At 65.7% G+C, this 12,075-nt stretch carries 17 protein-coding genes and 1 pseudogene; 14 read left to right on the forward strand and 4 right to left on the reverse strand.

Translation table 11 applies throughout. The annotated features are described in order from the left end of the window. Nucleotides 1-148: 148 nt before the first annotated feature. From KBY73_RS07775 to KBY73_RS07785, 3 genes are all read left to right on the forward strand, one after another. Nucleotides 149-637 (forward strand): DUF2214 family protein, encoded by a 489-nt coding sequence (locus tag KBY73_RS07775; RefSeq protein ID WP_106502844.1) that lies wholly within the window; start codon nt 149-151, stop codon nt 635-637. Further along, nucleotides 637-1,314, forward strand: a complete 678-nt coding sequence (locus tag KBY73_RS07780) for a peptidase (RefSeq protein ID WP_254936510.1) — start codon at nt 637-639, stop codon at nt 1,312-1,314. The genes KBY73_RS07775 and KBY73_RS07780 overlap by 1 nt, the downstream gene beginning before the upstream one ends. A 104-nt stretch (nt 1,315-1,418) precedes the next feature. Next, complete coding sequence (locus tag KBY73_RS07785; RefSeq protein WP_254936511.1) at nt 1,419-2,183, forward strand: phycobilisome rod-core linker polypeptide; 765 nt, start codon at nt 1,419-1,421, stop codon at nt 2,181-2,183. An 8-nt stretch (nt 2,184-2,191) separates the two neighbouring features. On the opposite strand, the gene hisIE is transcribed toward KBY73_RS07785, so the two are convergent. Next, nucleotides 2,192-2,908: a bifunctional phosphoribosyl-AMP cyclohydrolase/phosphoribosyl-ATP diphosphatase HisIE gene (hisIE, locus tag KBY73_RS07790; RefSeq protein ID WP_254936512.1), complete on the reverse strand. Its 717-nt coding sequence runs from the start codon at nt 2,906-2,908 to the stop codon at nt 2,192-2,194. Between hisIE and KBY73_RS07795 the strand changes: the two genes are divergently transcribed. The 6 genes from KBY73_RS07795 to KBY73_RS07820 all read left to right on the forward strand — a co-directional run bounded on the left by KBY73_RS07795 (nt 2,907) and on the right by KBY73_RS07820 (nt 7,082). Beyond that, nucleotides 2,907-3,371, forward strand: a complete 465-nt coding sequence (locus tag KBY73_RS07795) for a 6-carboxytetrahydropterin synthase (protein WP_254936513.1) — start codon at nt 2,907-2,909, stop codon at nt 3,369-3,371. The genes hisIE and KBY73_RS07795 overlap by 2 nt on opposite strands. A gap of 108 nt (nt 3,372-3,479) precedes the next feature. After that, the gene (locus KBY73_RS07800) at nt 3,480-3,671 is read left to right on the forward strand and encodes a DUF3721 domain-containing protein (RefSeq protein WP_254936514.1); all 192 of its coding nucleotides are present in this window, start codon (nt 3,480-3,482) and stop codon (nt 3,669-3,671) included. After that, the gene (locus KBY73_RS07805; RefSeq protein WP_254936515.1) at nt 3,671-4,096 is read left to right on the forward strand and encodes a hypothetical protein; all 426 of its coding nucleotides are present in this window, start codon (nt 3,671-3,673) and stop codon (nt 4,094-4,096) included. Before KBY73_RS07800 ends, KBY73_RS07805 begins: the two co-directional genes overlap by 1 nt. A gap of 36 nt (nt 4,097-4,132) precedes the next feature. Beyond that, complete coding sequence (locus KBY73_RS07810) at nt 4,133-5,089, forward strand: permease (RefSeq protein ID WP_254936516.1); 957 nt, start codon at nt 4,133-4,135, stop codon at nt 5,087-5,089. Next, nucleotides 5,089-5,766, forward strand: coding sequence for a TIGR03943 family putative permease subunit (locus tag KBY73_RS07815; protein WP_254936517.1), 678 nt, complete (start codon nt 5,089-5,091; stop codon nt 5,764-5,766). The genes KBY73_RS07810 and KBY73_RS07815 overlap by 1 nt, the downstream gene beginning before the upstream one ends. After that, nucleotides 5,763-7,082 (forward strand): hypothetical protein, encoded by a 1,320-nt coding sequence (locus KBY73_RS07820; RefSeq protein WP_254936518.1) that lies wholly within the window; start codon nt 5,763-5,765, stop codon nt 7,080-7,082. The genes KBY73_RS07815 and KBY73_RS07820 overlap by 4 nt, the downstream gene beginning before the upstream one ends. Here KBY73_RS07820 and KBY73_RS07825 read toward each other — a convergent pair. Next, the gene (locus KBY73_RS07825; protein ID WP_254936519.1) at nt 7,068-7,880 is read right to left on the reverse strand and encodes a metal ABC transporter permease; all 813 of its coding nucleotides are present in this window, start codon (nt 7,878-7,880) and stop codon (nt 7,068-7,070) included. The genes KBY73_RS07820 and KBY73_RS07825 overlap by 15 nt on opposite strands. Nucleotides 7,881-7,914: 34 nt before the next feature. On the opposite strand from KBY73_RS07825, the gene KBY73_RS07830 reads away from it, so the two are divergent. After that, nucleotides 7,915-8,316: a transcriptional repressor gene (locus KBY73_RS07830; RefSeq protein WP_254936520.1), complete on the forward strand. Its 402-nt coding sequence runs from the start codon at nt 7,915-7,917 to the stop codon at nt 8,314-8,316. Nucleotides 8,317-8,355: 39 nt separating this feature from the next. Here KBY73_RS07830 and KBY73_RS07835 read toward each other — a convergent pair whose 3' ends face one another. Together KBY73_RS07835 and KBY73_RS07840 are read right to left on the reverse strand one after the other, a co-directional pair. Beyond that, nucleotides 8,356-9,051, reverse strand: coding sequence for a metal ABC transporter ATP-binding protein (locus tag KBY73_RS07835; protein ID WP_254936521.1), 696 nt, complete (start codon nt 9,049-9,051; stop codon nt 8,356-8,358). Between the two features lie 26 nt (nt 9,052-9,077). After that, on the reverse strand, nt 9,078-10,091 hold the full coding sequence (locus KBY73_RS07840) for a hypothetical protein (protein WP_254936522.1): 1,014 nt from the start codon (nt 10,089-10,091) through the stop codon (nt 9,078-9,080). 84 nt (nt 10,092-10,175) lie between these two features. Between KBY73_RS07840 and KBY73_RS07845 the strand changes: the two genes are divergently transcribed. The 4 genes and pseudogenes from KBY73_RS07845 to KBY73_RS07860 all read left to right on the forward strand — a co-directional run bounded on the left by KBY73_RS07845 (nt 10,176) and on the right by KBY73_RS07860 (nt 12,011). Then, nucleotides 10,176-11,225 (forward strand): metal ABC transporter substrate-binding protein, encoded by a 1,050-nt coding sequence (locus KBY73_RS07845; protein WP_254936523.1) that lies wholly within the window; start codon nt 10,176-10,178, stop codon nt 11,223-11,225. A 74-nt stretch (nt 11,226-11,299) separates the two neighbouring features. Beyond that, on the forward strand, nt 11,300-11,440 hold the full coding sequence (locus tag KBY73_RS07850; protein ID WP_254936524.1) for a hypothetical protein: 141 nt from the start codon (nt 11,300-11,302) through the stop codon (nt 11,438-11,440). Between the two features lie 21 nt (nt 11,441-11,461). Continuing rightward, a pseudogene (locus KBY73_RS15135) lies at nt 11,462-11,506 on the forward strand (hypothetical protein); the annotation flags it as partial. 46 nt (nt 11,507-11,552) lie between these two features. Next, nucleotides 11,553-12,011, forward strand: coding sequence for a carbohydrate porin (locus tag KBY73_RS07860; protein WP_254936525.1), 459 nt, complete (start codon nt 11,553-11,555; stop codon nt 12,009-12,011). Nucleotides 12,012-12,075 lie beyond the last annotated feature (64 nt).

The raw sequence follows: 12,075 nt of genomic DNA on the forward strand, positions 1-12,075 counted from the left end.
TAACAGAAAAGCTTCCGACTTTCAAAATTCCTTCGCAATTTCCGTGATTGTTCAACTTTCATAATGGCTGCTGATTTCAGCTCACTTTTGAGCAGGCAGCAGGCCAGCTGAGCCGCCGGTTACGGTTGCAGGGATCTGCTTACTACAAATGCCTGGCTTGGCTGCCATCCCCCCTGAAGTGCTCTCCCGCGCTGGGGTGGCCTACGTGCACTACGTGAGCTTCATGCTCTGTTTTGGCGCCTTGGTGCTGGAGCGGCGCTTGATCAAGCCAAATCCAAACAAGGCCGATGCCACCTTGATGGTCATCACCGATGTGGTGTACGGCCTGGCAGCCCTTGCCTTGCTGGTGAGCGGGATTCTGCGGGTTCTGTACTTCGGCCAGGGAAGCGAGTTTTATACGGAGAACCCCCTGTTCTGGTGGAAGGTTGGGCTCTATCTAGGGGTGGGCGGCCTGTCCCTCTATCCCACCATCACCTACATCCTCTGGGCCATCCCGCTGCGCAAGGGCGAGCTGCCCCAGGTGAGCGAGGCTCTAGCCACCCGTCTGGGCTGGATCCTCAATATCGAGTTGGTGGGCTTTGCCCTGGTTCCCCTACTAGCCACCTTGATGGCCCGCGGCGTCGGCCTGCCTGCCTGATGCTGCGGCGATTAAGCCGGCGATTAAATCGAGCGAGCCTGCCGGTTTACGGCCTAGTTCTTGCTCTCGGTCTTTTCCCCGCCAGGGGATTGGCCGCAGCACCAGCTGCTGGTGATTATCGCCAGCGGCTAGTGCCCACACCCCACGGCTGGCCCAAGCGTCAGCATTGGTGCGTTTGGATCGAGCCCGCCGCAGCGGCCGGGCCTGCTGCCCGCTGGGATCAGCTTTGGCTGCAAGCCGTGGAAGCGGCGCTGGCAAGCTGGGCTGAATTGGTCACGATTCACCGCAGTGAAAGTAAGGAATCGGCCCAAGTACAGATATTGAGGCGCCGGCCACCTCTGCAGAGGGGTCGGGCCAGCCATGGCCGCGCTGAACTAACTCTGGCGACGAACAAGCCAGGCGAACCGCCAAAAATCGAGCCGCGAGTACTGGTGAGCATCAGCCCTGGGCAGCGACCAGACGCCATGCAGGCCACGGCCCTGCACGAACTTGGCCACGCCTTCGGGATGTGGGGACACAGTGATCACCCCCAAGACGCCATGGCGGCCGTGCCTGGAGCGCCCCCCGTGCTGCAGCTGACGTCCCGGGATCGGGCCACTTTTATGTGGCTGCAACAGCAGCCCGGCTTACCAGGCAATGACCCAACTGCAGCCGGCCTGACCTCCGGCTGCCATTAATTACGCGATGTTGCCCATTGTGAAGTTGTCTGATGTTCGAGCGAATCTTTTAAAGAGCAGCGGAAAACTCTCATACGTTGCCCGACCTGACGAGTTTTCGCCCCATGCCCTTGCCCGTTCTGGCCACCAAACCACTGACCAACAGCGCTCGTGTCAGCAGCTTTCTGGCCGCCGGTGAGGAAAGCCCCCGCCAGAGCGACACCACTTGCCTGGTGCGGGATCCGGCAGCTACCGATGCCCTGATTGAGCAGGCCTACCGCCAGATCTACTTTCACGCCTTCAAGGTGGACCGCGATGCGGTGCTGGAATCCCAGCTGCGCTCCGGCCAGATCAACACCCGCGACTTCATCCGCCAACTCCTGCTCTCGGAGAAGTTTCAGAGGGATTTTTATCGCTGCAACAGCAATTACAGGGTGGTCGAACAGGTGGTGAGTCGGGTATTGGGCCGGCCGGTGCATGGCCAAGCTGAACAGATTGCCTGGTCGATCGTGATCGCCGAGCAGGGGCTACCCAAGTTTGTTGACGCTCTGCTGAATTCCGACGAATACCGCGACAATTTCGGCGAAAACCTGGTGCCTTTTCAGCGCTCGCGGGTACTTCCCGGCCAGGCATTAGGCACCATGCCCTTCAACCAGCAAGCCCCCCGCTACGACTCCTACTGGCGTGAGGCGATGGCCAGGCGCGCTCCCGCTGGCGGATCTCCCTGGTCGGCGAACGGAGGCTGGCCCCGCCCAAGCTGGCTAGCTGGCCAGCCAACTCCGGCGATGCAAAGGATCTGGCAATACACCGTGGCCACTGGAGGCTTCGTGCTCACCGGCCTGCTGATCTGGATTGCTGCGGCCATGCTCAGCACAGGCGCCCAGGGCTGAGGCGGCCCTCAGCCCCGCCGAGGAGCGCCGCGGCGGGCGGCCAACACCTGCTGCACCTGCCGCCAGCTGACGCCGTGGTGAGCTAGCGCCACCTGCAAGTGGAAAACGATGTCGGCGGCTTCGCTGGCGATCTCCTCGCCGTTGTCGTCCTTGCAAGCCATCACAAACTCAGCGCTCTCCTCCCCGATCTTCTTGAGGATGCGGTTGTCGCCCCCCTCTAACAATTTGTTGGTGTAGCTGCCGGGCTCGGGAAGGTCGCGGCGCGCTTCGATCACCCGCATCAGTTCGGTGCAGACATCTGCCGGGGGCGGTGCGGCGAAAGCGCCACCGGCCGTGGGCTCAGGGCCCGCGTCGTAGAAGCAGCTGCGGGCACCGGTGTGGCAGGCCACATCCCCGCTCTGCTCAATGCTGAGCAGCAGCACGTCGGCGTCGCAGTCGTAGCGCAGGCCCTTGAGCTGCTGGATATGGCCGCTAGTGGCCCCCTTGTGCCATAGCTCCTGGCGCGAGCGGCTCCAGTAGTGCACCTCGCCGCTGGCCAGGGTGTGCTCGATCGCCTCCTGGTTCATCCAGGCCACCATCAACACGGCGCCATCGAGCCAGTCTTGGGCGACAGCGGGGATCAAACCAGCTTCGTTGAAGCGCAAGGCCCCAATGAATTGAGGGTCAGGGGGCTGAAATACTGCTGACAAGGCCCTTGCGCTGCTGCTGTCCCGATCCTCACCCATGCCCACTCCGGCCTACAGCTGCATTAAAACTTTCAGCGGTTATCCCTGTTGCCATCGCCAATGGCGCCACCAGGGCCACTGCCGCTTCGTGCATGGCTACAGCCGCAGTTTTAGCTTCTGGTTTCGGGCCAATGAACTCGACGAATGTGGCTTTGTGGTGGATTTTTCCAGCCTGAAACAGCTAGAAGCCCGGCTGGCAGATCAATTCGACCACACCTTTCTGGCCAATGCCGATGACCCCCTCCTCTCCACCTGGCGCCAGCTGCACGACCAGGGCGCCCTCGACCTGCGGGTGATGGCCAATGTGGGCATGGAGGCCAGCGCTGAGCTGGTTTGGGGCTGGGCCAACGAACTGCTGCACGGCCGCGACAGCGGCCGCAGCTGCTGCTGGAAAGTGGAGGCGAGGGAAAACGAAAACAATGCCGCCTGTTTTGAAGCCCTGCCGGGGTGGTTCAAACCCTGACATCAAGCCAGCAATGAATGGGCCAGGGGCGCGAGGCTCCTAGCTTGCGCCTCAATGAACCGCCACCGCCCTATGGGCCGCTTGCTCCAACTGCTGACCGCTGCCCTGATGCTGCCCGCTGCCGCCCTGGCTCAGACCAGCCCTGGTGGAGGTGGGGTTCAGGCGCTATATCCCAGCAAGGCCGCGGCCGAAAAAGCCGCCAAGCACTTCCACTGCACCGGAGCGCACCAGATGGGCGATAAATGGATGCCATGCGCCAAACATGGCGATGGCCATGGCAGCCATATGCCGGCTCACTGATGGCCAAGTGCGGCGACAAACCCAAGCTGCTGGCCATCGGCATCGCACCCCTGGGCATCATCTCGATCGGCATCGTGCCAATGGGGGTCGTGAGCATTGGGGTGGTGCCGATGGGCGTGCTGAGCCTCGGTGCCGTGGGCATGGGGGTGATCAATATCTGCGTGGTGGGCATGGGCATCGTGGTGGCTGGCATCAACGTGATGGGTATTTGGAACGCCGGTGCCAGCTCCCCCCACCAGCACCACCAAGCGGCCACCGGGACCCATACCCCAAACCTCTACGCCTACCCAAGCAAGCAGGACGCCCTGATCAAAGCCAAACAGCTGGGCTGCAACGGCGTCCATGCGATGGGTTCGCTGTGGATGCCCTGCGCCACCCATCCCGAGCTCGAGCCACCCCCAGCTGCGCATAGCCAAAGGCCCTGAATCAGCATCCATGATGTCTATCCCTGCGGGTTGCTCTTGGCACAGCTGGCCACCGCCTGGGCGATTTTTCAGGGTTTGCTACTCGAAGCCCTGCCGTTTCTGCTGATTGGCGTTGGTATCGCCAGCCTGGCCCGCTGGCTGGCGCCTGGAGGTGCCTGGCTGCGGCAGTTGCCCGCCCACCCCCTGCTCGGGCCCCTCACCGGTGCCGCCCTTGGCTTTGCCCTGCCCGCTTGTGAATGCGGCAATGTGCCGGTGGCGCGGCGGCTGCTGGCCGGTGGCGCCCCGGTTGGCACTGCCCTGGGCTTTTTATTTGCCGCACCGGTGCTGAATCCAATCGTGCTGGCCAGCACCTGGGCCGCCTTCCCCAACCAGCCCTGGCTGCTGGCGGCCCGCCCTGGAGCAGCCCTGCTGCTGTCGGTGCTGCTGGCCACGGTGCTGCGCCTGCTGCCCGAGGCCGAATTACTAGATCCGGTGCTACTTGAAGAACGGCGCCTGAGCCAGCCCTTGGCCCAGGTGGGGCTGCTGGAGCGTCGCAGCGGACTTGTGGGTGCCATCGACGCCAAGGTGCAGCCCATGAAGGTGGCGCGGCCGCCCTTACAGGAGGTGCTCCAGCACGGCAGCCGCGAATTTCTCGATCTGGCCGCCCTGCTGGTGCTGGGTTGTGCCATCGCCGCCACGGTGCAAACGTTGCTGCCGCGTAGCTGGCTGCTGGCGGTGGGGGGAGCTCCAACCATCTCTGTACTGAGCCTGATGCTGCTGGCGGTGGTGGTTTCGGTTTGCTCCAGCGTCGATGCCTTCCTCGCCCTGGGCTTCGCTGCCCAGGTCACCCCGGGAGCGCTTCTGGCCTTCCTGGTGCTGGGCCCGGTGGTCGACCTGAAGCTGCTGGGACTGTTCCGGGTGCTGTTCAAGCCCAAGGCCATCGCCCTCACCAGTGCCGCCGCAGCGGTGGCCGTGTTGGTGCTGGGGCAATGGGTCAATTTGCTGCTGCTGTGATGCGCGCCTTCGCCCTGGGGCTGTGGGGAGCCGTGCTGCTGCAAAGCAGCCTCAGCGGCAGGCTGGATCTCTTGCTCAGCGGCGTTTTCCACCCACTAGTGGCGCTGAGCGGTGTGGCCTTGCTGCTACTGGCTGGCCTGCTGCTGGCTGAACTAGCGCGAAGGGGCCAGGGAAGCCCAGCCCCATCGCGACGCCAAGCCATCCCAAAAATCTGGTGGCTGAGCGCCGCAGTGGCTTTGCTGGTGTTGGCCATTCCCCCCAACCCCTCCTTCAGCACCCTGGCCGCCAACCGGCCCGCCGAGCTGGGCGATGAGACTGAGCTGAGCTTCGTGCTGCCGCCAGCCCAGCGCAGCCTCACCGATTGGGTGCGCTTGCTGCGCAGCCAACCCGACCCCAGCCTCTACGCGGGTGATCCCGTGCGGATCAGCGGCTTTGTCTTGCCCCAGCCGGGTGAGCCCCCCCAGCTAGCCAGGCTGCTGGTGCGCTGCTGTCTCGCCGATGCCACCCCGGTGGGCCTACCTGTGCGCTGGCCAGCCGGCCGGCCGCCCCGGGCGGATCAATGGCTGGCGGTGGAGGGCACCATGGCTATTGAGGAACGCAACGGCCAGAGCCGCAGCGTGGTGGTACCGCAGCGAATCACACCGATTGCCCGGCCCAAGCGGCCCTTGGAACCATGACGGCCACGGGGCAACGGATCACGTTGGCTCTGGCAGCAGGACTTGCCCTGGCCTTGCTGCAGCAACAACTACTGCTACGACGCCCACCACGGCTGCTGGAGCTGGAGTCAAGCAGCGCCAGCTCCGGTCCAGCGGCCCTGGACCTGCGCTTCAGCCGACCGATGCGCAGATCCAGCCTGGTGGTCTCCAGCAGCCTGCAACCCCAGCTGGCCTGGACGTGGCTGGGGGAAAGCAACCCCCTGCGCCTGCTGCTGCTTCCAGGCCAAACCATCCCCGGACCATTGCGGTTGCTGCTGGCAGGGGTCGACCGCCGCAACCTGCCGCTGCGCCGCCAGCAGTGGCTCTGGGACCCCCGGCCGCGCTTGCTGGCGGTGGTGCCCGTGGCCGGCGGCGAACAGCTGCAGCTGCAACGGCGCGATGGCAGCTGGCAGGCGCTGACCCCGGTGTGGCCGCAGCTGGCCCAAGTGCAGCCCCTCGGTAACGGTGCCGGTGTGGCCCTGCTCAGTGGTGATGGCATGGGCAGCCACCGTCTCTGGCTGCTGCCGCTGCAGCAACACAACCTGGTGCGCGAACCGCAGCGCCTCTCCGAACCCGTGGCGGGTGGGCTGCAACCCCTAGACGACGCAGACCTGCTGTTTGCCCACCTGAGCAGCAACCGACGCGGCGACCTGCTGGTGCAATCGTCCACCACCGCCCTGGATCCGGGCAGCACCAGCGTGCGTTCCGCCCAGGGGCGCCAATGGTCCCTGCCCCACTCTGCTTCTGGCCCCATGCAGCTGCTCCCCGAGGGAGGCGGGGTAGTGGTGCCTGAGCTTGAAGGCCTCACCCTGCACAACCTGCCGGGCCAGCCCAGCCGGCGCCAGCTGCTGCCTGGCAGTAGGGAACTCAGCAGTTTCTGCCCCGTGAGCGGCCGCGCCCTGCTGGTGCGTCACTGGCCCGACTACCGGCGCTCCCTAGAGCTGGTGGAGCCTGGCCAACCGCCGCGGCAGCTTTGGATCGGCAGCGAAGCCGTTCTGGCCAGCGCTTGCGACCGGGGTGGGGATCGGGTCTGGCTGGTGGTGAGCAACTGGTCCCAGGGATCCCAGCCCCTGATGCTGGCCCTCGATCGCCGCGGCCAACTGCTCAAGCAACGCTCCTTGAAGGGCTGGGAGGTAGAGCCGGGAGCGCCGATGTTGTTTGATACCACCCGCCAGCAGCTGCTGCTCACCCTGCGCTCAGGCAGCCACGCCAAGCCGGTGCTGGTGGATGGCAGCAGCCTGAGCCTGCACCCCCTGGCCAAGCCGGTGCGCCTGGCTCTGTGGCTACCGGCAGGCTGATAGGCGCCGGTGCTGCAGGGAGGCCAGGGGCAGCAGGCCCATGCAGAGCACCCCGATCAGGGGGCCGGGCGGCAGGTTCACAGCTGGCTGGATCGCCAGCAGAAAGCCGCCACCGCTGATCCCCATACCCACCAGGGCCGAGCGCCACAGGGCCTGGCGCAGGCTGGCGGCTCCAGCCAAGGCCACTAGGGCCGGAGCACCCATCAAGGCAATCACCAGCACCACCCCCACGGCGGTCATGGCGCTCACCACCGTGAAGGCCGTCACCAGGGTGAGCAGCAGCCGCAGCCGCTGCACCGGCAAACCAGCACTGGCGGCGCCGAGGGGATCCACCCCCAGATACACGTAGTGATGATAGCGCCAGGCGAGCAGCAGCAGCACCGCCACCAGGGCCAGCAGGCTGCGCAGCAGGTCGGCAGGAGCGGCGGCCAGCAGATCGCCAAACAGCACCGCCTCCAGATCGACCCGGATGTGCAGCAGGGGAATCAACAGCACCCCTAAACCGAGAAAGCCAGCCAGCACGGTGTTGAGCACCGCCTCATCGCCCCCTTCACCAGAACGATCACCGCGGCTGAGCCGCTCCGCCAACAGGGCACCGGCCAGGCCGCTGATCACCCCACCGAGGCCCGGATCAAGCCGCAGGGCCAGCGCCAGCGCCAAACCCGGCAACACCGCGTGCGACACGAGATTCGCCAGGAACAGGCGCCGCTGCACCAGCAGCAAGGTGCCGGCCAATGGGCAGAGGCCGCCGATCACCAGCGCCAGCACCAGGGGCAGCAGCCACCAAAGAGTCTCCATAGGATCAGCGCACTACGCCCCAGCCACTCTGGCCATGCCATCCCAGGTTGCCGCGTCAAGCGACCGCCAGCAGCTGCTGCTTACGGCGTTGCGCCAAGCCGACCGGGAACTCTCCGGCCAGGACCTGCACGCCCTGCTGCGCCAAGGCTCCCAGCCCATGGGGCTGGCCACGGTCTACCGCCACCTGCGCCAACTGCAGCAGCGGGGCTGGATTCGTTGCCGCCACCTGCCCAGCGGCGAGGCCCTGTTCGCCCCCACAGAGCGGGACGAGCACCACCTCACCTGTGTCGACTGCGGCGCCACGGTGGTTCTTAATAACTGCCCCATGCACGACGTGCACCTAGACGGCGACCAGAGCGCAGGCTTCCAGCTGCTGTTTCACACCCTGGAATTTTTCGGGCTCTGCGGAAGCTGTCAACAGCGCCAGGCCAGCTAGCAGCAGCCCAGCTAGCAGCAGGCCATCAACCGCAGCCCATTAACCGCAGCAGTGATTGCCTACCCGCAGGTCGCCGAGGGCTTGGCGCACCTGCTGGGGGCTGCCGTCGGCGAGCAACGAGTGATCGAGCACCAGCACCCGGTCGTAGGCGTCGAGGTCGCGGCCCCAGTCGTGGCTGCTCACCAGCAGGGTGAGACCGGCATCGCGCAGCTGGCCCATCACCTTGAGCAGCTGGGTGCGTGAAGGGGGGTCGATGGCAGCGCAGGGCTCATCCAGCAGCAGCAGCCTGGCTGGCTGCACCAAGGTGCGGGCCAGCAGGGCTCGCTGCTGCTGGCCACCGGACAACTGATCCAGGCGCCGGCCCGCCAACCCGGCCAGGCCGACCCGCTGCAGGGCTGCTTCCACATCACAGCAGCCAGGACGCTTGGCGGCCATCCGCCCCAAGGCCACCAACTCCCGCACACTGATAGGAAAGTGCCAGGCGATCTCCCCCCGCTGGGGCATCAGGGCCAACTGCTGTCGCGCCAGGGCCAAGGTAAGGGGCACCCCATCGAGCCGGATCGAACCGCTCTCGATCGGCAGCTGACCCTCAATGGCCTGCAGCAGGGTGCTTTTGCCGGCGCCGTTGGGGCCCACCAGGGCGGTGAGCGTGCCGGGCTCGAGCGCAAAAGCCACGCCGTCGAGAGCAAGGTCGCCGCCGCGGCGCACCCGCAGCTCACTCACCTCAAGCGACACGCAACATCATCAGTGCAACCGCAAACCTAACGACGGTCGAGCACCAGCACCCGCGCTCCCAGCACGGCAAACACCGACACCGCCGCCGTGGCCCCGAGGTCACCGCCGATCCCCGCCAGGCGCGGAGCGAAGCTGAAGCTCAGCAGGGCGAACAGCAAACCCATCGCCAGCAGCAAGGGCACCGGCCGCGGAGCGAGCCGCTCTGGAGCTGTCATGCCGACGAAACTGGCACCTAACCACATAGCCGCCAAGGGCCCTGGCGCCAGCTCCAAAGAAGGGGGCAGCAGGGCAAGGAGCAGGGCCACCAGCAGGGAGGGCAGGGCGGAGCCCAGCACCACCCCGAAGCCGTAGCGGTAGCTGATGGCGTGGGTGAGCAGCGGGGAGAGCAGGGCAGCGAACAGCACCAGCCAGCGCTCATCGCCAGACCAGGCATGCAGAGGGGCACCCGCGCCCATGGCACCGGAGACCAGGGCCACCCCCATGGCACCGAGCACTCCGAGAAAGGCGGTGGTCCCAAGCTTGCCGCCGATCCCGCTCCAACTGTTCGCCAGGAGCGACAACGCCAGTCCGGCCAGCACCCCGGCCAGCACCACCCAGCCCGGATGGCCGAGCACCAGCTCAGAGGTCATCCCAGCAAAAGCGCCGCAGTACAACGGGCCAGCCACCCCCCGGCAACGACGGCTGGAATGGCCGATGGCCTCGACCAGCCCGCCGGCAGCACCCACCAGCGCCGCAGCCAGTGCCACCGAAACAAGCGCTCCACGGCTCAGGGCCAGCACGACCAGAGCCGCGAAAGCTGCCAGCAGCACGGGCGCGGGCTGGATCGCTCCAGGGGGGCCATGGCCGGCATGCCGCAAAAAGCCCAGCAGAACCACCAGCGCCAGCAGCAGCAGCGCCAACGCCATCCCGCCCGGAGCCCCCAGCACGAAGGCATCGAGATAAAAAAACAGCAGCACACCCGCCATCAGCAGGGCGTGGGGCCTGGTCAGAGCAGAACGATCCACGCCCTGGATCAGCGGCATCAACTCCAACAATCCCACTTGGAGGGCGACAGAACGAGCCGCAGCCAACCCCAAGCAACACCCTGAGAACCATTATCATTCGCGGGATCAGGCGCGCCAGCTATGCCTCATATCCCCTCTCCCGCTGCTGCCTCTCCCGCTGCTGCCTCTCTCGCTCTGGCATTGGCAGCAGCCGTAGGACTGCAGGCTTGCCGCACTCCCCCACCGGCCGACGTGATCGCTGCCGACGGAGTCCTTTGCGACCTGACACAACGCCTGGCCGCCAGCGACCTACGGGTGAGCTGCCTTTTGCAGCCGGGCGACGACCCCCATCAATTCCGGCTAACACCCCAGCAGAGCCGGGAGCTCAGCCAGGCCCAGCTGGTACTGATCAACGGCTTCGGCCTCACCCCAGCCCTGGCCGAACTGACCAAGCCGGGAACAAGCCGGACCAAAACCGTAGCCGTAGCAGAGCTAGCCGTACCCAACAGCCCCGTCCTAGAGGCTGCGCCGCCCAAGACCGCCGATTCTCACCAGCACCACGATGAGGATGGCCAGCACCACGATCAAGATGAGCATGCCCATGGCGACAGGGATCCCCACGTGTGGCACGACCCAAACCAGGCGGCCGCCCTGGTGCTGCTGGTGGCCCAGCAACTTCAGCAGCTAAAGCCTGCCGCCCAAGCCCCCATTGCCGCCCGGGCCCAGGCGATGACGGCGACCCTGCAGCAGCTGGACGCCTGGAACCGCCGGCAACTTGCCACCATTCCCACCGCCAGCCCCCTGGCCACCGGACACCGGGCCTTTGCCAGCCTGGCCCGGGCCTACGGACTGCAGGAACTGGCGGTGGTGGATGCCAGCAGCAGCAGCGACAACCTGCGCCCCCAGGCCTTCCAGGCCGTGCTGGAGCAATTGCGGCGCGAGCAGGTGCCGATGCTGTTCGCTGAACAGCTGCCTGCAGGCAAAGCGCTGCAGCGGGTCAGCAGCCTCAGCGGTGTACCCATCGCCGCCGCACCACTGGTGGCCGATGGTCTGGCAGCGGAACCCGATGGGAACGGCAACCTGGTAGCCACCCTCGCCGCCAACACCTGCCTGATCGTCAACGGCCTAGGCGGCCGCTGCGACCCATCCGGCCAGCAGGCCCTGAGCCAGCGCTGGCAGGCCATCCGCTGACACCCAACCAGCAGCCACAACGAGAATCGTTCTCATTCTCGCCATGCACTGGCTCCGTGCCTCGCTCCGCAGCCGTGAAAATTCGCCCAATCCTGCTGATTGCAGCAACTGCTGCTGGAGTACTGGCACCGGTAACCGCAGCTGCAGTTGAATTCGAGCTCGCTGACCTCAATACCTGCATCAGCCACTTCTCTGATCTGCGCCCCACCGACTAGGCCTATCAGGCGCTGACCAACCTGGTAGAGAAATACGGCTGCGTCGCCGGCTACCCCAACGGCAGCTTCAGAGGTGGGCAGGCCATGACCCGCTTCGAGGTGGGTGGCCGGTGTGGGTGTGCCCGATGCCACCCCCTTCATCACCACCCAGATCGAGACCAATCAGATCGAGGAGAACGGCGTCAACACCAATGCCTTAGGCATCAGCGGCTTCTGGCAGCCGGCCAAGAGAGGCTGGCTGCCCTCGATCAGCGCTGGTTACGGCGTCAACGGCAGCTCCGGCTCAGACCTGCCCACCAGCCAGTCGTGGATGGTGGGCCTGCAATGGAGCGATGTGCTGGCTGAGGGCAACAGCTTTGGCATGGGAGTGGGCCAACCCGCATTTGCAACCGCCACCCGCAATGGGGCTACCAGCGAATCCGGCGTGTGGGCTTGGGAGTGGTGTTACCAGTGGCAGGTCACCGACGCCATCTCCGTGACTCCGGCGATCTTCGTGCTCAACAATCCTGGGGGTAATGGGGGTGGTGCCAACCAATTCGGTGCCCTGATCAAAACCAGCTTCCAGTTTTGAGTCGAGCTAACCCCTGCCCCAATGGAATGCAGCAAAGGGTTCCTAGGGTCATCACAGCCAAGCC

Source organism: Cyanobium sp. Tous-M-B4 (genome assembly GCF_024345395.1).
Classification (GTDB): Bacteria; Cyanobacteriota; Cyanobacteriia; order PCC-6307; family Cyanobiaceae; genus Cyanobium_A.

What these genes read in the sequence shown, in the direction of transcription:
- KBY73_RS07775 (WP_106502844.1), top strand. Translation starts at nt 149, where the DNA reads ATGCCTGGCTTGGCTGCCATCCCCCCTGAAGTGCTCTCCCGCGCTGGG.
- KBY73_RS07780 (WP_254936510.1), top strand. Translation starts at nt 637, where the DNA reads ATGCTGCGGCGATTAAGCCGGCGATTAAATCGAGCGAGCCTGCCGGTT.
- KBY73_RS07785 (WP_254936511.1), top strand. Translation starts at nt 1,419, where the DNA reads ATGCCCTTGCCCGTTCTGGCCACCAAACCACTGACCAACAGCGCTCGT.
- KBY73_RS07795 (WP_254936513.1), top strand. Translation starts at nt 2,907, where the DNA reads ATGCCCACTCCGGCCTACAGCTGCATTAAAACTTTCAGCGGTTATCCC.
- hisIE (WP_254936512.1), bottom strand. Translation starts at nt 2,908, where the DNA reads ATGGGTGAGGATCGGGACAGCAGCAGCGCAAGGGCCTTGTCAGCAGTA.
- KBY73_RS07800 (WP_254936514.1), top strand. Translation starts at nt 3,480, where the DNA reads ATGCTGCCCGCTGCCGCCCTGGCTCAGACCAGCCCTGGTGGAGGTGGG.
- KBY73_RS07805 (WP_254936515.1), top strand. Translation starts at nt 3,671, where the DNA reads ATGGCCAAGTGCGGCGACAAACCCAAGCTGCTGGCCATCGGCATCGCA.
- KBY73_RS07815 (WP_254936517.1), top strand. Translation starts at nt 5,089, where the DNA reads ATGCGCGCCTTCGCCCTGGGGCTGTGGGGAGCCGTGCTGCTGCAAAGC.
- KBY73_RS07820 (WP_254936518.1), top strand. Translation starts at nt 5,763, where the DNA reads ATGACGGCCACGGGGCAACGGATCACGTTGGCTCTGGCAGCAGGACTT.
- KBY73_RS07825 (WP_254936519.1), bottom strand. Translation starts at nt 7,880, where the DNA reads ATGGAGACTCTTTGGTGGCTGCTGCCCCTGGTGCTGGCGCTGGTGATC.
- KBY73_RS07830 (WP_254936520.1), top strand. Translation starts at nt 7,915, where the DNA reads ATGCCATCCCAGGTTGCCGCGTCAAGCGACCGCCAGCAGCTGCTGCTT.
- KBY73_RS07845 (WP_254936523.1), top strand. Translation starts at nt 10,176, where the DNA reads ATGCCTCATATCCCCTCTCCCGCTGCTGCCTCTCCCGCTGCTGCCTCT.